Below are 20,457 nucleotides of genomic sequence, written 5' to 3' on the forward strand. Positions count from 1 at the left end.
TTCCTATTATGATAAAATCAATGACTGGCTATGGAAAGGCCTCAAATGGAAGCGATGGGATATCAATTAATGTTGAAATTCGGTCGCTCAATTCCAAGTATCTAGACCTATCTTTAAAGCTGCCTCGTATTTTCTCTGATAAGGAATTGGACATAAGAAATCTGGTGAGTAAGGTTTTGGTTAGAGGCAAGGTTTCTTTAGTTGTGGACTATGAGGATACCAATTCAACCATAGAGAAGGTAACTGTAAATGAGGATCTTTTCATGGCTTATCATTCAAAGTTAACTACACTCTCTAAAAAGGTTGGTTATAGTGGTCAAGATATTTTCAGAATGGCCATACAAATGCCGGACGTGATCATTTATAAAAATGATGATAATGAAATTCCCGATGAAGTTTGGAATGAAGTATTGCGAACTATAGAAGAAGGATTAGCAAAATGTGATGAGTTTAGGTTGAAGGAAGGAACTGCTTTAGGAGACTCCTTCAAAAGCAATATTGAAAGAATCCGTGGAAGCTTGAATGGTGTAATTGAACGTGACCCACAGCGGGTGGATGATATCAAATTACGACTTCGGAATGCATTTCGCGACTGGGAAATGGCCGAAAATTTGGACGAGAATAGATTTGAGCAAGAACTTCTTTACTATATGGACAAGCTCGATATCAATGAAGAGAAAGTTAGACTAAGCAATCATCTTGATCATTTTTTGGAAGCAATGGATGCTTCAGATTCTCAAGGGAAAAAATTAAATTTTATTTCGCAGGAGATAGGAAGGGAAATCAATACTATCGGTTCTAAATCTTATGATTCGCAAATACAAAGACATGTAGTGAATATGAAAGATGAGTTGGAGCAAATAAAGGAACAGCTTTCCAATATTTTATAAGAAGGAGTTCAAACTTTGAAATATAAAAAAAGCCATCTAATCTAGATGGCTTTTTCATTTATTGTATTATTATATGATTAACCTAACTGGAATGTGATAGGCAATCTCATTCTTACTTTTACAGCACGTCCACGTTGTTTGCCTGGCTTCCATTTAGGAGCGCCACTTACAACTCTTACTGCTTCTGCATCACAATCAGCACTAATGCCTTTAAGCACTTCTACATTGCTAATTGATCCATCGGTGTCGATAATAAATACGAGGAAAACTTTTCCTTCAATACCCATTCTTCTTGCAGATGCTGGATATTTCATATTTTTACTTACATAATCGTAAAATGCAGATAGACCACCTTCAGGTTCTGGTTGAACTTCAAGAGCGAATGAGTCAAAAATTTCATCAATTTCCTCTTCTTCTTCTTCAACTTCAAATACCTGCTGTTCAATTACCTTTTCCTCGGTAAATTCGATGTCAAGTTCAATCTCAATTTCTTGTTCGATTTCCTCTTCATCTGGTACCTCAACAATCTCTGGTTGTACCACCTTTGGTGGTGGTGGAGGTGGTTGTTCTGTTGGTGGGATCTCAAGGATCTCATCCATTTCCATGTCAAGCGTACCTAAATCAAGCATGTCACCTTCATCGTAGTTTTTCCACTCGAAGGCAGCTGTTACTATCAGAATGCTTAATGCAAGTCCAATATTGAAAAACAAGCCAGCTTTTTTGTTCAGGTCCGCTTTGGGGTGTTTTTTACTTTCCATAGCTATTCCTTTTGTTTTGAATTTTCTAATGCAACGTGTCCAAAGATAAAAAATTAAATTTCTTATCCAAAGCCTAATTCTACTAACGAAAAGTAGTAATTAGTAAATTATTTGAAAGGCAAAATTTTGACCTTTTTAATGTCTTTTACCTCTCGCTCTCTTAACTAACATCTAAGTTATTTAAATAATTCCTTAAAACATAGTTAATAGCAAAAATAATGTTAAACTCCTGTTACTTCTCTGTATGAATCTGTAGAAAGAAGGCCATCAAGTTGAGAAGGATTACTCATTTTTATTTTGATCATCCAACCTTTGCCGTAAGGATCTTCATTTACTAGTTCAGGAGCATTTTCTAGTTCTTCATTAAACTCCAAAACTGTGCCATCAATCGGCATGAAAAGGTCTGATACTGTTTTTACGGCTTCTACCGTACCGAAAACCTCGCCAGCACCAATTTCGTCTCCTACAGTTTCAATTTCTACATAAACGATATCGCCAAGTTCGCTTTGAGCAAATTCAGTAATACCAATTGTAGCGATATCACCATCTACACGAATCCACTCATGGTCTTCGGTATATTTAAGTTCTTCTGGAAAATTCATGAATTATATTTTTTAGACTCTTAAAGGTATAATGAAATTTTTGTTTTTCGAATTACTGTGACAAATCAAATCGAACATTTACTCCAAATGAAGTGGTAGCTCTTTTGAATGAATTAGAGATTCTAGGTTCATTTACAATTCTATTGAAATAGAATTGTAGATTCAGTTTCTGATTAACTACATAGCCAATATTTGGTCTAATTTGAAAGTTAAGATTTCCATTGGTAATGGTGCTGATATTATCGATTTGTCTTTGATAGGTTCTTGTATCACCGATAGAAGCACTTACATTAAATGTTAAATCATTGTCCAGAGTGCCCGTTTCACCACCAATTCCAAAAGGCAAACGAACGCCTGCTTTGGTATAGCCGAGGTCAAAAACGAAGTCTTTACGATTTATTTCAGTGATCTGGGTATTAGAAAGGCTCAAAGCTAAATTCCTTTCTTGCCTGTATTCCACATTTATGTTGAATTGCGATTTGGTACGAATGTCTATCCCAATAAGCGGAGAAAATCTTTCCGAAATCACGACTTGGTTCATCACATACAAAGGAATAAGGAAATTCTCTTCATTCGTAAGGCTTGGCAAGGCTGAGTTGGAAAGTCGGTTGTTCAATCTCAAGTCTTCTTGGTAAATCAATGAGCTGTTGAAGTTTCCCACTTCATATCTAGATTCATAACGATGACTAATATTGATAGACGAGAATTTTTCTCCCAAAGCTGGAATTCTAGTGAGGCCACGGAAATCTAAGCTCCAATTTGGAAGTGGAATTGCAGGGAATGGATTTAATTTTACGTTGTTTGGAGATTTGCCTCTAACAGCTGCAAGGAATGCTGGAATCAATACATCTTGTGAGTTTTGCCCCAATTCTCCTCCTGGTACTTCACCTTCTAGTCTATTTAGAATATTGTTTCTATAAGCCTCAAAATTTCTAAAAACACCTGAAACATTGTCCTCATCATTGCTTGAGAAAGCAGTTTTGATGGCTATAATTGAAATTCCATAACTACCGAATCGATTGGGACTGAATGTTCGGAACTGCTGATCGTCACGTCTAAATATTTCTCGATAATTATCGTCATATCTTTTGGAAGCAGTAAGTGTAATTCTAAAATCACGCGCTGGCTCTAAATCAGCAGTAAAATTCATATTCACTCGTCTATACTGTGAAACAGGGTTTGTCAAAGCGCTACTTTCTCCCAGCCATCCATTATCTACTGCTTTATTCAATATACTTAAATTTTGACTGCCCATCACAAAGCCAAGTCCTGGGGCAGAAAGTGATCTATCTAAGCCAAAATAGGAGGGCTTTGGAAGAAAGCCCGGCAATACAGTGCCCTGATCCAAACTTATATTCATGGTAATAGTACGTAATGACATCAGAGCTCTTAGCAATGCATTACTAGAATTACCTCCCGCGTTTTCCTCTTCTTCATTATCAGCACCTCCTCTAGTTGGCAATCCACGTTGTGGAGTTGGAGAGTTTATAGATCGCAATCGTGCATTTTTATTATAGAGTCTTACAAAATCAAACTTTCCTGTCAATGTTTGTTCTTGCTTATTACTTGCAATATTTCCTAAACTATCTGCTTGTAATACTGACCCAGCAGTCCAATTGTAACCCACCGAATATCTTGCTGTTCCTGATATCCAGTCTGTTGCGGGTATTTTGTCTAATGGCAATTGATAAGTCAAGTTTACTTGCTGCAAGAAGTTAGCAACACGACCAAAGTTTTTGAGATTATTCCAAATCGAATCTTTTTTTGCTTGTGTATCGATCAATCCTTCTGGCTCATCCACAATTGCATTTGTCAATGCAGTATAATCTAATTGTAAACTTTTGGTCAAATTCCACTGCACATCATAATTACGATTAAATAAAAATTGCTTCTCAAAATTTGCATCCACATTTTCTATTTCCAGGTTGGAGTTTCTAAATTGTGTACGCATATAATTTCTTACTAATGCGCCTCTTACTGTAATAGAAGTTGGGGTTGGAGAGAAATTGAAATCGCGTAAAATTGCGAGCCAAGGAGAATCTGGATTTATATTTTTGAATGGCTCAATACTTTTTTCAGGGAAAGTGTAATTGTACAATGCTGATCCGCCCCAGGTCACCATTTCACGTGCTTCGGTATTTGGGCTGGTAAATAATTGGTCTGAATAGTTGAAGGCAAAGGTTAGATTTTCCACATCATAAAATCTGGAAATGGCGCCTTCCTTTGTTTTCACTTTGCCAACATTGGTGAAATTGATACTTCTTCGTTTGTATCGATCTTGAACTTGCCGTCTATAGCTTGCTCGGTCTTGGTTGGGCGGGAGGGAATTTAGTGAAACGCTTAATGGAACGTCGGGATCCAGTGGGTCGTAGAATGGATTATTGAAGCCTTCCTCAAAACTCATAAATACGGGAATTCTTATTCCAGTATTGCCAGGTAAGAAACGGTCTAAAGCAAGACTTGCTGAAATGTCATATTGCGTATTACCTTCTAATGCTCTATCATTTATTCTATCTTGTACTCCACCAAAACCGAATGTGGAATGACTGATTGAAGCTGAGACATTACCCACATCGGCAAGCTGTACATTCATTCTAGCATTGGCAGCCATTCCAGAGGTTTCGTCAAAATCCGTCACTCGCAACTCGTTTGCCCAAATACAAACTGAGCGAGGTCGTCCATCTGGTGTATCAGGATTTCGAATACCAATCATCAATGTTTGTACATCACCCAATTCTGGTCTGCCGGAAATTGTCACTGTATATTTTTCGAATTGCTCGGTATATGGTAATACTAAATCTACATTATTGCGATTTCTATTGCTCTTTATTGTGTAGAGCATATCCAGTGGGAAATCTATTTCATTGGCTTCTGGCCAAACATCTCTAGGACTTCTAGCTCCGGGCGGAGTCATATTTAGCGGTAGCTCAATTTCATAATAGTTCTGGTCGAAGTCTGTTCCCAGCCTTATAAAAGCAGTAACTTCTCCATCTCGAGTATCTTGGCTTTCTGCATGCAGGAACATTTTGATCCGGCCATACTGAATCATGTTTTGGTTGATGTTTTTATAAACAGCACGCGCATCCTTGTTCTGAAGATCCTCTACACACAATTCTATCGATTGCTCATTCAATCTTCTTTCAATAATGGAAGTATTATCTCTATCGCGCTGGAAACCTGGAGGGAGGACATATGGACTTCTATTTGCGCCACCTTCACCATTCTCTTCAATATTCACAGCTCTCAAAGTGAATTTTGTATTCGCATTCTCAGGAATTTCGAAAAGACCTCTGTCAAATAAACTTCCTTGGAATATTCGGTATTGGCTACCTACCAATTGCATTTTTGCCATTCTTAAAACAACAGGCTGTTCCCATCCGGTTAAGTAGGTACGCATAAATCGGATGCTTTTGAAGCCTTGAATATTTCCTTGAACTCTATCTGGGTTCCGAACAGGAATTCTAAACAAGTACCAACTTACCTGATCACCATTAATTTCACTTGTAACTTGATCTACGACGTAGTTCGACCCAACCTGCAACTGACCAGGCTTCAAGTCAATTTTATATTCATAGTAATCTTCCGCATCACTTATAGAGTTGTCACCATTCATATCCTCATTGTCCGGCAGGTTGGTGCCAGAAGGAGTATATGGCTGATTACTTTCTGTAATAGCTGGGCTGTTGCCCTCCATTCCATTAAACTGCTTGTATCGTTCGATTATTTTAACGTCCTCCGCATCTAAATCTTCACCTAGGTAATAGCGAAACTTATCAGCAGATGGATCATCTAGAATATCTTCTAAGGCTTCTCCACTAAGGTTGAGCCTATTGATAAAAATATCTCTAAAATACTCAGCCTCGTCTTCAGATTTGAGACCGTCCAAGCCTACATCTTGATTCGCCCTTGCAGCTGGATCATTATCAAATGCAGGTGTCAGAAATAATTGATCAGTAACTCTGCCCCATTCGTTAGTGATTACTCCTCTATCAGAGTAATCAGGCGAAAGGCCATTTTCAAAAGCATGTCGCCCATCCTTCATTACATCTTCAGAAACATTTCCAAGATTAAAATACAATTGACCACCTGTTCGATTATTATCATCAACTGTATTTGGGTTGTTATCTCGATCGTAGCCAGCAATTACTTTCCCGTTTTCTCCATTGATGAACGGATCCATCATCCAGAATTCTAAGTACTCAATATTTGTTCTGTCAAAATCAACCTCTGTCATAATTGCTCTTGAAATGCCTGCCCAATTAGATTTGGGATCAGTGAGCAAACCATTTTGGTCAAGGTTGGGATTGTAATTGTACATACCTCTTTCGCGCGGGAAAAAGGCTAAATCAAATATTGGTAAATTCGGATTTAATTGATCACGATCTTGTTCCTTGAATATCTCTTGAGGTCGGATGGCACGAACATAATGATTTTCTAAGTCAGCCTGTGTGATGTTTGCAGGTTTAGTATTACCGCCACTTCTGTAGAAAATATTGTCAATAGTATACCAAGCTAGCTTAGCTCTTTTATACCCAAAGCCTAGTCTACTACCAAAGGCATCACTTAAGTCAAACTTGTTATTTTCAACTCTAGGGGTAGATGCCAACTTCCAACTTTGCAGATTGAAGCCAATATTAAATGGCGTAATTACAGATTCAAAATCGTCAATATAGGATGCGCTTTCGCCATTTACTTGATTGGAAGTACCAGGCACTAATTGAGCAAATTCAGCACTGAAATCGACTAAGGATTTTTCTCGCGTACTGATAGTCGGCCATGCATCTAAGATTTTAGTCACAAAATTGCTTTCTTCTCGGATGTTCACGTCCATCCCCCATTGAGTATTTCCTATGGTTTCGTTGCCTGCACTAATTCTGGTAATTAGCGGTCTTTCGAAAATACGCAGGACTGATGCTCCAATATTTATATTGTCGCTCAATCGGTAATCGAACCTCCCGCCGAATAGCGTTTTGCTTTGGAAATTTATGACATCAGACTTTTCATAAGTAACTCTAAGAGGTTTGCCAGATTGTAGAATTCCTTCATTTAGGATGGTAACCCTGCCTTGGAAATAATCTACCGTGTAATCAGTTCCTTCAGTTAGTGGAGTGCTTCCAGCCATTACTCTTACTGAGCCTTCAGCTATATTCAATCCAGGCAGCTGAATTTCCGATGCAGAACCAGCCTGATAGCTTCCTTCCAGAAAGAATTTGTTTTGGGTAATAAATAATTCTGCATCCGCTTTGGTGGTATTATATAATGTGTCAAATACGTATTTGCGGATCAGTCCAGTTTCTGTTGGATCAAATTTTTCTCTAAGCGTTTCGCCAAAAGGTTCGGTTGTTGGGAAGATGATGTATCCACGCTGCGAATTAATTGTGATACCTTCAACAAAATCAAAATTTCCATCTTTGCCTGGATCATTGTTTGGATTCAATCTGTCCAAGCCCAGGAGCTCTATTAGTTGCTCATCCTTAGTGTTTTCACCTTCGTGCAAACTTGGATTGTCAAGACCTGTATTATCATCGCGATAAATAATCCGTAGTTTGAAGTTTTCCCTTTGGACTTGGCTTACATTTAGATTATAAATATTTTTCATCATCAAATCCCAAGTCGGTAAAGTGGTATTGATGCCTGATGGGCGCAGTAATTTCAAGAGAATTACTTGATCTTCAGGACGATTTTGATAGTCTTCACTGAGTTCACCTACTTTGAAAACTTGCCCGTTGTAAGTGTATTCATATGAAACAGCAAGCATTTCATCATTTTGCAAGCGACGAACCAAAGAAACAAAACCAAGTTGTGGATTGAAATCATATTCCTCTGGCGAAAGTTTACGAGCTCCATTTATATTTTGGAAATCTAGTCCTTTCTCAAAACCGTATTCACTTTCCAAAATTTGTCCAGCTTCATCAGCTTGTCTTATTCTCGAATCGGAGCGGAGGTTGCTAAAAAGTGCATTCGCATTATTTGCATTAGGAACATCACCTTGCCCGTTGCCTACATTTGGATTTTCTGGTCTGAAGATGGTTTCGCCCTCACCCAAATCAGTGAAGCCAATTACATTTCTGATATTCTGTGTATTTACTTGGCGATTAATGACATAAACTTCTAGCCTTGTCACATTCACTCCCGAGACTATCTGTGGAATAGATCTAAGCCAGCCATCGAGACCATAATTTTCTTCAAAAAAATGGCCTAAGAAAAAGTGTCTATTTTCATCGTAATTTGAAGCTCTGATAGAAATGGGAGCACCTTGTCCTCCGCCAAGTACCTCCAAACTTTCGCTGCTTCCTCTTAGTGTGGATGCCGCTCCGGTAAAGAAAAGTTTCCCAAATTGGAGCTGAGTTTTTACGCCAAATAGGTTTTGAGCACCTCCCATTAAGCTGTTATTAATTGGAAGACTTACATTACCAATTTCAATTTTTTTGATGATATCTTCTTCGAAACCAGTGTACTCTACTTTGAGATCATTCTGGAAATCAAAGACATTGCTGTTATCAAAATTTCCAGTTACGACCAATTTCTCACCAATACTACCACGAATGTTCATGCTCACATTTTGCCCGAATTCGAATCCGCCATTTCGTTGTTGACGGATTGGGATGGAAGGGTTGTCGATCCGCTGCCACCTCCCGCCAAAATCAAGGTTGACGAATCCCGTAGGTACGATATCTACATTGCTGCCTCCAAATACTCTATCGAAAAATGGGCTTGGTGGAATATAAGGCAAAAGTCCTCTGCCTCCAGTTGCACTTTGCCCGTCTAGCTCAGCTGATCTTTTTCGCCAGTATTCTTGTCTTTGTCTATCGGCTTGGATTCTTCTGTAGTCATCGAAATTCACAATAGCGGGAGGACGAAGTGACAAGCCGCCTTGCTGCTGTGTAAAACGGTAATCTAATGTTGTATCAATTTGCACTTGCAGCTGAAATGCCGTGGAATCTGATAAAATAAAAGGGCTTATTTTTCTGGTGCGCAAAAGCGGCTGTTGCAACTGAAAATTTGAGTTCCACCGAGGAGCCGGAATTAGCGGGAGGGTATCTAAAGACGCAGCTAATTGAGGTTTCCAATCATCCTCAAATTGATCTATAGCAATTTTTTGCTGCTTTTCAGGAGCAAAAATGCTTGCTAACGCAAAGAATAATATGAACCGGGTTACTGATAGCAAAATTCAGATGACTACACTAGGCTGATTTTAAAGCCAACTTAATCAATTCTTCTAAAGAAAGTGGTTTATCTGCATTTTTCAGAATAGTCTGAAGGCTTTTTTCTGCAGCTGTTTTATTAATGCCCAATGTAACTAACGCAGCAAGCGCTTCAGAGCGTATATTTTGGCCTGAAGATACTATTTGTCCATAATTTGTCTCTGGATCTTGCTTAGAAAGTTTGTCTTTTAACTCCAAAATAATTCTTTGGGCAGTTTTGGCTCCAATACCTTTTACCTTTTGGATGGTCATCACATCATTACTCAAAATGGCTTGTTGCAATTCAGCTGAGCTCAAAGATGAGAGAATCATCAATGCTGTACTTGGACCTACTCCTGAAATTGAGATTAACTCTAAAAATCGCTTTTTCTCAGACATCTCAGAAAATCCAAATAGAATTTGAGCATCTTCCTTTACATAGAGGTAAGTAAAAATTTTTACTGATGGTTTATCCTTAATTGCCGAAAAGGTATTTAAAGATATTTTAACCTCGTAGCCCACTCCGCCTACATTAATATAGGCATGAGTAGGTTCTACAAGTGCTAAGTTCCCTTCCAAAAAGGCGATCATAAGCCTACGTTTATATTTTCCGCTTGAACATCTACCACTGCTATGGCAACCATATTTACAATATCTCGAATGTTGCTACCTAATTGCAATATATGCACAGGCTTATTCATACCAAGTAGTATTGGCCCTATAGCCTCAGCTCCACCCATTTCGGCAAGAAGCTTATATGCTATATTGCCCGATGCTAAATCTGGAAATATTAAGGTGTTTGCACCTTTCTCTCTAATCTCGCTAAATGGATAATTTTCTTGCATTAATTGGGGGTTCAATGCGGTATTTGCTTGCATTTCACCTTCTATGATAAGCTCTGGGAATTTATCTTTAGCCAATTTTGTGGCTTTAGCTGTTTTAACTGCAACTTCCCCACGTGCTGAACCAAAATTAGAATATGAAAGCATAGCGATATGAGGTTCCACATCGAAGAATTTTACTGCTCTAGCTGTTAGCCCAACAATTTCCACTAGTTCCTCTGCTGTTGGGTTTGTATTTACGGTAGTATCAGCAAAGAAGAAATTTCCCTTTTTGTTAGACATGATATACATACCAGCAACTTTATGTACTCCAGGTGCCACCCCAATCACTTGTAATGCAGGCAAAATTGTAGATGGATAATCTCTAGTAAGTCCACTAATTAACGCATCGGCTTGTCCGGTTTCTACAAGCATAGAACCAAAGTAATTGCGTTCACGCATAAGTTTTTTAGCTTCATATGCTGTGAGACCCTTCCTTTTTCTCTTTTGGTAAAGATAATGCCCAAACTCCTCCATTTTTTCAGGCTCTTCGAAAGGATCAATAATTTCCACATCCAATTCGAGTTCAAACTCTTTAATGAGAGATTCAATTTTCTTTCTGTTCCCTAGTAAAATTGGGATGGCAATTTTTTCATCTACAAGTATTTGAGCTGCTTTGATTATTTTATGATGATCGGCTTCTGCAAAAACAACTCGCTTAGGACTTTTGCGTGCTTGACTAATTATTCTCGACATTAATCGATTGTCAATGCCAATTCGTCTTTCAAGTTCAAGTGCATATTTATCCCAATCCGTAATTTCAAATCTTGCGACACCGGAATCCATAGCAGCTTTTGCTACTGCTGGTGAAATACTTGTGATTAATCGTGGGTCTAAAGGTTTTGGAATTAGATAATCTCTTCCAAAAAGCATTTTGCGAATGCCGTATGCTTTGCTCACCATTTCAGGAACCGGTTGTTTTGCTAAGTTCGCAATCGCTTTTACAGCGGCAAGTTTCATTTCTTCATTAATTGAAGTAGCACGCACGTCCAATGCACCTCTAAAAATGAAAGGAAAGCCTAATACATTATTCACTTGGTTAGGATGATCAGATCTTCCTGTCGCCATAATTATATCTTTCCTCACTGAGGTGGCCGTTTCGTAGGCAATTTCAGGATCAGGATTTGCAAGAGCAAATACAATTGGATCTGCAGCCATTACCTTAATCATTTCTTTGTTTACGACATTACCAACACTTAAGCCAACAAAGACATCGGCATTACGCATTGCATCTAAAAGAGTGTGAATATCCCTTGTTGTAGCAAATTCCTTTTTAAGATCGTCTAATTCTTGCCTATCAGCTCTAATCACACCTTCTTTATCGCACATGATTATATTTTGCCTTCTTACACCAAGGGCAATATATAACTTGGTACATGCTATTGCTGCTGCTCCAGCTCCATTCACTACCAGGGTGATGTCTTCTATTTTCTTTCCAATGATTTCTAGTCCGTTGATTAATGCTGCACTAGAAATGATAGCCGTACCATGCTGATCGTCGTGCATTACAGGAATTTTCATTTCCTTTTTGAGTGTTTGCTCAATTTCAAAACACTCTGGAGCTTTAATGTCTTCCAGATTGATTCCACCAAAAGTAGGTTCCAATGCTTTGACAATCTCAATGAATTTCTTCGGATCCTTTTCGTTGACTTCTATATCAAACACATCGATTCCTGCAAATTTTTTAAAGAGGACACCTTTTCCTTCCATTACTGGTTTAGAAGCTTCTGGGCCAATATCGCCAAGGCCTAATACAGCAGTGCCATTAGAAATTACAGCGACTAAATTGCCTTTTGCAGTGTATTTATAGACATCCTCTGGATTATTTGCAATTTCTTTACAAGGCTCTGCCACACCTGGTGAATAGGCTAAAGCTAGATCCATTTGGGAACTAAGCATTTTGGTAGGAACTACTTCAATTTTCCCAGCTGGATCCTGAGAGTGATATCTTAGCGCATCTTGTTTGCGAATCTTTAACGACATAAAAGTAAGTTTTGGGAATAAAAAAAGGGTTTAATTAAAAACCCTTGCAAGATAATATGTTTTAAAGATAAGGAATTAATCCCTCTTATGAATTCTAGCTTTGTGCGGCAGAATTTGCTTCTCTGAATGTCCAAAGTACAGCCTCAATTTCTCTCAGTATATCACTGTGTTGTTCATTTGGATAATAGATGAAACCTTCAAGATAAATGATTCTTTTATTCTCATTATCATTAAATACATATGAGAGGAAAGAACCACCCATCGATTTATTATTAGTTCTCCATTGTCCTCTAGATTCGATTGAATACTTACTATTCAAGAAATTTAGATTTCTTTGAGCTATTGGGATTCTTCTTTCGGTCATCATGAATGAATTCGGATTATTTGGATCTCCATAAATATGCTCTTTACCAATTTCATCTCTCCACAATAGTACATTTTCTTCAGTGAAATCGGCCTCTGATGAGTATGGTTTTATATGCATATAGATATTACGATCTACTTTCCCATCGAAATCACGAAACCATACGAAATCATCAGTTTGTCTCACAACTTTATAACCTATTGGCATATTCAATGACATCCCTAAGTTGTTAAGCATACTTTCCTTTATGGCAGCAGACTCTCTCGTAAGAACCATTTTATTAGTAATGTATTTGCGTTCTGTCACATTGAAGTAGTCTCTTAATTTGTTTCTGTTTTCGGAAATATTCTTAGCCATTTCCTCTGAGTTTCTACCAAACAGATGTAAGGTCTCTTGTCCTACAGCATAATCATCTTGAGATGTTTGCATATAAAGATCAGGATCCTTTTTAATCATGTCAATTGTCTCGCTTGTGTAGTTACTTCTGATAATTCTACTTCCTTCGCTGTTGTCATCAAGTGTATTTACATAAATTATATTTCTAACATTTCTAAGAGTAGATGTTAATTTCTCTGGGCTCACTTGTCTGATTGTAAATAATGGCTCATCTCTATAGAGTCCTGGAAATGACGATCTGAAAGTAAGTTTGAGCTCATCACCAACGGGCCCTTGCCACAAACCATCATCGATTACCAATATTATTTCACCTACTGCTCCTCCCGCATTTTGTTTGAATGTCTGATTCATCGAATCTGATGAACAGGAGATCGCTATGACACCGATCAATAGAAAGATTGATTTTATAATTGCTTTCATAATTAAAAACGTTTAATGCTATAAGTTAAAAAACGAATCTGTTAGAGATCGGTTCAATATACTTATAAATTAGTTGAAATAGGAATAATTTTAGCCAATTACTAATTTTTGGCCAGGCTTTATTTTATTCCCACTCAAATTGTTTCGTTTTCTCAATTCATCAATGGAAATCTGATGCTTAATGGAAATATCCCAAAGTGTATCTCCAGGCTGAACTTGATATAGCTTTTGGCCATTTTGGGTAATGACTTCAGCAACTTTAGAGCTGGCACTTGATGCAGGAACCCAAATATTCATTCTCTGCCCAACTCGGATAAGGTTACCGTTAAGCATATTCCATTCTCTCAAATCAGCTACACTTACATTATAACGTTGAGCAATTTTACCAAGTACATCGCCGCTTCTCACGCTATATGTTACTTTTTCTCTTCCATAAGTACTTCCGGGAGCATTCGTAGCTAGTTTTTCTAGATCTTCCCTGCCTGTAGCTGCCATTGCCATTATATTATCAAAATCTCCTTCAATGCTGTGAGCATAATGAGCAGGAATTTTCAGCCTGAAGTTTTTGGCGTTTTCTGGTACTGCACCTCTAATTAGCGAAGGATTTAATAATTCTAAATCTTCCATACAAATACCACTTGCATCTGAAAATTTCTCTAGGTTGACAAATTGGTTTACTTCTATGGCTTCATAGTCCATTGCGTATTCCATATTGTTCGGCATCAAATTATGCTCTTCCAAGTGGTTCATTGTGTAAATAATGGCAACCATTTGTGGAACATATGAACGTGTTTCACGCGGGAGGTGATCGTAAATTCCCCAAAAAGTGCGTTTGCCACCACTTCTATTTATTGCCTTTCTCACATTCCCTGGACCAGCATTGTAAGACGCCAATGCTAGATGCCAGTCACCAAAAATGCCATAAAGTTGCTTTAAATAAAGACAAGCCGCTTCGGTCGCAGATTCAGGATCCATTCGATCGTCCGAATACCAAGTTTGATTGAGTTTGAAACTACGTCCTGTAGCTGGCATAAATTGCCATAAGCCAACAGCACCAGCTCTACTTCTTGCTCTAGGATTCAAACCAGATTCTACAATTGCCAAATATTTCAGCTCATCTGGCATATTATGTTTAGCAAGATATTTTTCAAATAGAGGAAAATAAACGTTCATTTTCCTAGCTACCATTCTGGTGTATTCTCTTTCTCTTACTGTAAAGTAATCGACAAAAATTTTGATTCGGTCATTCATTTCCAAATCCAATGAAGAAGGGATCGATGCTAAACGTTGCTCAATTTCTTCATAACTAGCATCAGGGATGTAATCAAACATTAGAGGACTTGTATATAAGTCTTCCTCCAGAACCTCAGAATTACTGATGTTTAGATTTTCCTGTGAGAAACAAACAGAGGAGGCCATTAGCATTATAGAAATAGCTCCAATTGTATTGTAAAATATGCGTTTGTTTCTCATAGCTTTAATTTAGTTCATTTTGAGCAAATAATCACCAAAGGACATAACTTCTCCTTCATTAAATGCTTTGCCTACTATTTGCAAACCAATAGGCAAACCCTGTGAATCGTTTCCGATTGGAATAGAGATTCCCGGAAGACCACATACTGATGCTTGAACGGTGTAAATATCAGCTAGGTACATTTCTATTGGACTTTTGTTGTGCTCACCCATTTTGAATGCCGTCGTTGGCGTAGTCGGAGTAAGCAAAAAGTTGTACTTTTCAAGAATAGATTCTGTATATTCTTTGATCAAGCGCCTAACTTTGAGAGCTTTGATATAATAAGCATCGTAATAACTGGCACTTAAAACAAAGGTGCCTAGTAAAATCCTCCTTTTAACCTCTTCTCCAAACCCTTCAGATCTGGAGTTTTTATACATAGCCTCAAGAGTAGGGGAATTTGGACTTCTGTAGCCATATCTCACACCATCAAACCTTGAAAGGTTTGAACTTGCTTCGGCGGTAGTTAAAATGTAATAAGTCGGTAGTAAGTAGTCTAAGTATGGAAAAGTAACTTCTTCGACTGTATGACCTTCAGCTTTTAACTGAGCAATTTTATCTAGTGTAGCCTTTTTTATTTCTTCATTTAGCCCTTCACTTTCAAGGGTTTCCTTGATATAAGCAATTTTCGCTTTTCCTTCAAATGCTAAGTTCTGACTGTAATTTGGAACTTCTTTTCTCGATACCGTGCTGTCATTTTCATCAGCTCCGGCGATTACTTCAAGAACTAAAGCCACATCTTCCATTGATTTACCAAATATACCAATAGAGTCAAACGATGAAGCATAAGCAATCAAGCCATATCTACTAATTCTAGAGTAGCTAGGTTTTAGGCCGATTATTCCACAAAATGCAGCAGGTTGCCTTACGGAACCACCTGTATCTGAACCAAGGGATATTAAACACATATCAGCTTGAACAGCCACGGCAGAACCTCCAGATGAGCCTCCAGGAACCCTTTCGTGATCAGCAGCATTTTTTACTGGGCCGAAGTATGAGTTTTCATTAGACGAACCCATTGCAAATTCATCGCAATTGTTCCTACCTATAATAATGGCATCCTCATCAATCAATCTTTGAACAGCTGTCCCATTAAATTGAGCTTCGAATTTGTCTAAGATATGACTGCCAGCTTGTAGCCCGTGATCTTTATAACAGAGTACATCCTTTAGGGAAACAACCATCCCAGCTAACTTGCCAGCTCTCCCTTCCTTAATTTTGAGGTCAATTTCCGAAGCTTTTACAAGTGCTTCATTAGCATAAACTTCCACAAGGGCATTTAGCTCTGTGTTGTTTTCAATTGTTTTTAGGTAATTTTCAACGAGTTGTTTGCAGGAAATTTCTCCTGAATCAATGTCTTTACGAATGGAACTTAGCGAGTGGTAGGTTTTCAATCCTTAATTGATTTTTTGGTTTCTTTTACATTTTCATCTATCTCATCTCTTACCTCTTTGGTAGCATCTTTGAATTCTCTGATGCCTTTGCCAAGTCCACGAGCAAGCTCAGGAATACGCTTAGCTCCAAAAAAGATTAGAATAAGTAAACCTATTAGTACAAGCTCTCCACCACTTGGAACCCATACAAGGATAGAACTTAGAATGTTGCTTAAAATTAGCATTGGATTAAAATTTAGGATGTAATTTTCGTGTAAAGATACAGAATAAAGAAAAGGCTTACCAACATTTGGTTTGACCTTTTATTTTTATGCTTTCCAAGTCAAAACGAGTGTGTAAAGGAAATAATTCAGATTAACGATTCCTTGCAATTTTTGATAAGCTGATGCCAACTAAGCTATTTATTCCTTAGCAAACAATCATTTCCTGATAAGCCAATCTTGCGGGTTTTGAGCTTGAGTGCTTTTCCAAATTTGGAATTGAATTTCTGTAAGCCCATTGGAGCTAGTATGTAGCTCTCCAATGCTCTCCATAGCGTTAATTTTCTGCCCATTTTTTACAAATACTTTTTCAAGTCTTGCATATACTGAGTAGTACTCACCATGCTTTATAATTACGACGGTATTCATGCCTGGAACTGAAGCAATTGAAGTGACTTCTCCGTCAAAAACACTTCTAACGATTGCATTTGGCTCAGTTCGAATATCTACACCATCATTTGGGATGGTTATTCCTCTCAATGTAGGGTGTGGCTGGTTACCAAATTTCTGTGAAACGAAACCAGAAGTTACAGGCCAAGGAAGTTTATTTTTATTGTCTGAAAATACAGCCGAAAGTCTAATGTTTTCTTCTTCGAGATTTCTGGAATCTGCTTCACTTACATTGCTACTTGCTGTAGCCCGGCGTTCCATTTCTCTTTTCACTACATCAGCAATCAAGGTGTTAAGTTTTTCAACGGAGTTTTTCCGCTCAGTAAGATCTTTTTTCAGCTGCGTTTCCCTTTTGGAGAGTGAAGTAAGAGCATCCTGTTGTTTTTTCTTAAGGCCTTGTAAGGTTTGGTTTTGGGCAAGTTGCTCTCGCAAAAGCTGGTTTTGCTCCTCCCGCTTTTTCTGGGTTATTAGCAATTCTTCACGTAGTGATTCCTGTACTCTAGTAATTGTTTCTGCTTGTTTTCTTCTTGCATCACCATATTGCTGCATATACTTATAGCGCATGTAAAACTGGTAGAATGACTTGGAAGAGAACAAATACATCAACTCGTTCACGCCACTTTGACTTTTGGAGGTGGCATAAATCATGGCCGCATATTCACTTTTCAGATTATCTAATTCTCTTTCGAGTGCGGTTATTTTATCAAGATTTGCCTTGATTTCTCTATCAAGTAGCCGTACTTCTTGGTTGATGCTCGAAATTAATTCTTGTTGTGTTTCAACTTGTTTGTTGATTGAATTGAGCTCGCTTAGGGTAGTTTGCTTTTCTTGAGTGGTTTTAGAAAGAATGCCTTCTATTTCCTTTATTTTAGTGATGATATTAGCTTTTTGTTTCTCTAGCTCGTTTCGGTTTTGAGAAAAAGCGGGAGGTAAAATGAGCCAAAATAAAATGAAAAAAGCAACACTAAATACGCGTGTAGCGATCGGGAATGCTAAAGGGGAATGTGAGTGCTTCTGCGCTGATATCAACCCTTGAGTGTTCAATTTGTATGGTAGTTTGTTGTTTCTTTCCACTTGTATTGTAATTCAAAGATACAGCACTTTTGAAAGGAATTGGCATTCCGCTCACATTTTCATAACCATCAAAACTCATTTTCAACGAATTATTGATAGGTTTTTGTACGATTTCTAAGTTTTCTAATTTCATAATGCCGGCATGCATGAAATTTTCAACTAAGAGGTTTGCCAACTGCTGCTTCACTTCCCAAACGTTCCCTTTCCTATTTATCTTATCTTTTTCTTGCAAAGGGAAAGGCATATTTCCCAAAAATATCTCTTGCAGGATATTGTAGTCTACATAAAAATTGAATCGACGAATTAAACTTGGGTAATCAAACACTGAATACGTTCGGTTAATTCTGTCCATAATGGCAACTTCATTTTGTGTTACAAGCACTCTGCCTGCCTCTATGCCTAGTGCTGCGGTAATAGACATCCAAATTACGCTATCTTGTTTTATGCGAATACTGCCTGTGCCGCTTAGACTTTGATTAGGAGTTTCAAATTTGATTTTGCTGCGGGTGGTAAGGTATTCGAAGTTGGATTCTGGAAGTTCGAAATTAGCTTTGCCTTCATTTGAGCCAATGGTCGAAGATTTTTTAGAACAAGAAGAAATGAAAAATAGTAGAATTGCAAAAGTGAATAAGAAAGCCTTATTCATATAGTTTACCCTCTGCAATTTTTTTGTCGATCCATTCTGATACATTACCTAGACTTTTAGCTTTTATCCATTGTTCCATTGCTAAGTCACTTTTGCCGAGCTGAAACAATACATCTCCGTAATGTTCAACAATTGTGCCGTTGGCTGCACCTTCATTTGTTTTGAGCGCATCTATTAAAATGGGTAAGGCTTTTTCAAATTCCTCGAGTTTGTAAAGTACCCAAGCATGTGTATCTAAATAGTTTGGGTTATTGGGGTTATTCTTGATCAAGCGGGAAGAAAGGTCTTTAGCTTTTTCCAAATTTTGTTCCCGCATAGATAAGTAATAGCTGTAATTATTGAGTACATAATTATCTTGAGGATCTATTTCAAGGGCTTTTTCATAGGCTTCATCAGATTTTTTGTAATCCTTAGCGCCATTGTAAGCATCACCTAATTGACCAAGGAAAAGAAGTTTAAGCTCATCATTGCTACTAGCATACAAGAGACCTGTCTCAAACATGCTGATTGCATCCTGGTAATCTTTTTTCCTGATTTTAGCTGATCCATTGAAAAAATAGATGTTGGCAACATTCGGGAAGTATTCGAGAGCCTTTTCAGAATATTCTTCTAAATCATCAATCTTATCGAATCGAAGCTGAAGACTTAGGATGTTTTGCCAAACCTGGAAGTTTGATTCATCTATGTTCACAGATTTGATGTAAGATTCCAGTGCTTCTTGTGGTCGGTTAATTTTAAATAGAAAATCTGCATACATACCATGAGCAGCTGCGCTTTCATTGTGGACATTTACCAATGCGACAGCCAAATCAGAAACGAATGGTTCTAGCTCTAAATTAGGTAGCATTTCAATATAGTTGCCGACTATTTGAATCTTATTTCTGATATCCAATTGTGGGTCATTGAATGCAATGAGTAAGTTTTCTTTTGCATCCATTTCTGATCCTTGAAGTCTATCAGTTTCAGCAAGCATCAATCTTACTTCGGCTGATTCACCTTGATTAGCCAAGTATTCTTTCAGGTAATCAGCAGCTTCTTGAGGTCTATCAAGGCTAATTAAAATATTGGATAATGAAAGGATAAATGATGGTTCCTCTGGATAAGCCTCGGTGAGTTTCAGTCCTTCGTTAATGGCATCTTCTAATCGATCTTGCTGTAGTAAAATTTTTTGTTTTTCAGCAACGATTTCTGGAGTGATTCCAAGGGTTTCTTCAGCTTTTTCTAAGGCAAATAGTGCTTTGTCATTATTGTTTAGGTATATGTAAATTTCTGCTAAATCTACATACACGTCGATTGCTTCTGGTGTGGTTTCTAAGAGGCTTTCATATACTTTTGCTGCTTCATTAAAATCACCAATTTCTCTATAAATTTCTGCAGCTAGTTCGTAATAATAGCGATTGCTAGAGTCATTTTTTAAGGCAATATCGATGTAACTTAATGCTTCACTGGTGTTGCCTTGTAGGTTTTGAATTTGGGCGATTTTATAATTGATCGCGGCATTTTCTGGGTATAATTCAGCAGCGAGCATAAAGCTGCGTAAGGCACTAGCGTAATCTTCGAGTAAATAGAATTTTTGCCCATCGATGAAATAAGATTCTGCTTGGGCATTTTTCTCCTTTTCACCCCCCGCATTATTTCTGGCCATGATGTTATTCAAATCCTGCGCCACTAGCGTAGAGGATAAAAATAAACAGAATAGCCC

At 37.9% G+C, this 20,457-nt stretch carries 13 protein-coding genes; 1 reads left to right on the forward strand and 12 read right to left on the reverse strand.

All coding sequences use genetic code 11. The features are described 5' to 3' along the window. Positions 1 to 8 precede the first annotated feature (8 nt). A complete protein-coding gene (locus ACOXY8_RS16715; RefSeq protein ID WP_458332762.1) occupies positions 9 to 890 on the forward strand; it encodes a YicC/YloC family endoribonuclease in 882 nt (293 codons plus the stop codon). Positions 891 to 967: 77 nt separating this feature from the next. Here the strand turns inward: ACOXY8_RS16715 and ACOXY8_RS16720 are convergent, their stop codons facing one another. The 12 genes from ACOXY8_RS16720 to ACOXY8_RS16775 all read right to left on the reverse strand — a co-directional run bounded on the left by ACOXY8_RS16720 (position 968) and on the right by ACOXY8_RS16775 (position 20,400). After that, the gene (locus ACOXY8_RS16720; protein ID WP_458332763.1) at positions 968 to 1,648 is read right to left on the reverse strand and encodes an energy transducer TonB; all 681 of its coding nucleotides are present in this window, start codon (positions 1,646 to 1,648) and stop codon (positions 968 to 970) included. Between the two features lie 221 nt (positions 1,649 to 1,869). After that, complete coding sequence (gene gcvH, locus ACOXY8_RS16725; RefSeq protein ID WP_458332764.1) at positions 1,870 to 2,250, reverse strand: glycine cleavage system protein GcvH; 381 nt, start codon at positions 2,248 to 2,250, stop codon at positions 1,870 to 1,872. Positions 2,251 to 2,302: 52 nt separating this feature from the next. Then, positions 2,303 to 9,418 (reverse strand): T9SS outer membrane translocon Sov/SprA, encoded by a 7,116-nt coding sequence (gene sov / locus ACOXY8_RS16730; protein WP_458332765.1) that lies wholly within the window; start codon positions 9,416 to 9,418, stop codon positions 2,303 to 2,305. Positions 9,419 to 9,434: 16 nt separating this feature from the next. Further along, on the reverse strand, positions 9,435 to 10,025 hold the full coding sequence (gene ruvA / locus ACOXY8_RS16735; protein WP_458332766.1) for a Holliday junction branch migration protein RuvA: 591 nt from the start codon (positions 10,023 to 10,025) through the stop codon (positions 9,435 to 9,437). Beyond that, complete coding sequence (locus tag ACOXY8_RS16740) at positions 10,022 to 12,298, reverse strand: NADP-dependent malic enzyme (protein WP_458332767.1); 2,277 nt, start codon at positions 12,296 to 12,298, stop codon at positions 10,022 to 10,024. The genes ruvA and ACOXY8_RS16740 overlap by 4 nt, the downstream gene beginning before the upstream one ends. Before the next feature lie 94 nt (positions 12,299 to 12,392). Continuing rightward, positions 12,393 to 13,478 carry a DUF4837 family protein gene (locus ACOXY8_RS16745; protein ID WP_458332768.1) on the reverse strand — a complete coding sequence of 362 codons (1,086 nt, stop codon included), beginning with the start codon at positions 13,476 to 13,478 and terminating at the stop codon, positions 12,393 to 12,395. A gap of 90 nt (positions 13,479 to 13,568) precedes the next feature. Continuing rightward, positions 13,569 to 14,951 carry a transglycosylase SLT domain-containing protein gene (locus ACOXY8_RS16750; protein WP_458332769.1) on the reverse strand — a complete coding sequence of 461 codons (1,383 nt, stop codon included), beginning with the start codon at positions 14,949 to 14,951 and terminating at the stop codon, positions 13,569 to 13,571. A 9-nt stretch (positions 14,952 to 14,960) separates the two neighbouring features. Continuing rightward, positions 14,961 to 16,385: an Asp-tRNA(Asn)/Glu-tRNA(Gln) amidotransferase subunit GatA gene (gatA, locus tag ACOXY8_RS16755; protein WP_458332770.1), complete on the reverse strand. Its 1,425-nt coding sequence runs from the start codon at positions 16,383 to 16,385 to the stop codon at positions 14,961 to 14,963. Then, complete coding sequence (locus ACOXY8_RS16760; protein ID WP_458332771.1) at positions 16,382 to 16,609, reverse strand: Sec-independent protein translocase subunit TatA/TatB; 228 nt, start codon at positions 16,607 to 16,609, stop codon at positions 16,382 to 16,384. Before ACOXY8_RS16760 ends, gatA begins: the two co-directional genes overlap by 4 nt. A 195-nt stretch (positions 16,610 to 16,804) precedes the next feature. Further along, complete coding sequence (locus ACOXY8_RS16765) at positions 16,805 to 18,079, reverse strand: murein hydrolase activator EnvC family protein (RefSeq protein ID WP_458332772.1); 1,275 nt, start codon at positions 18,077 to 18,079, stop codon at positions 16,805 to 16,807. Then, a complete protein-coding gene (locus ACOXY8_RS16770) occupies positions 18,000 to 18,755 on the reverse strand; it encodes a DUF4292 domain-containing protein (protein ID WP_458332773.1) in 756 nt (251 codons plus the stop codon). Before ACOXY8_RS16770 ends, ACOXY8_RS16765 begins: the two co-directional genes overlap by 80 nt. After that, a complete protein-coding gene (locus tag ACOXY8_RS16775; RefSeq protein ID WP_458332774.1) occupies positions 18,748 to 20,400 on the reverse strand; it encodes a tetratricopeptide repeat protein in 1,653 nt (550 codons plus the stop codon). The genes ACOXY8_RS16770 and ACOXY8_RS16775 overlap by 8 nt, the downstream gene beginning before the upstream one ends. Positions 20,401 to 20,457: the final 57 nt, after the last annotated feature.

The sequence above is a fragment of the Peijinzhouia sedimentorum genome (assembly GCF_049340005.1).
In the GTDB taxonomy this organism is placed as follows: domain Bacteria; phylum Bacteroidota; class Bacteroidia; order Cytophagales; family Cyclobacteriaceae; genus CAXBDP01.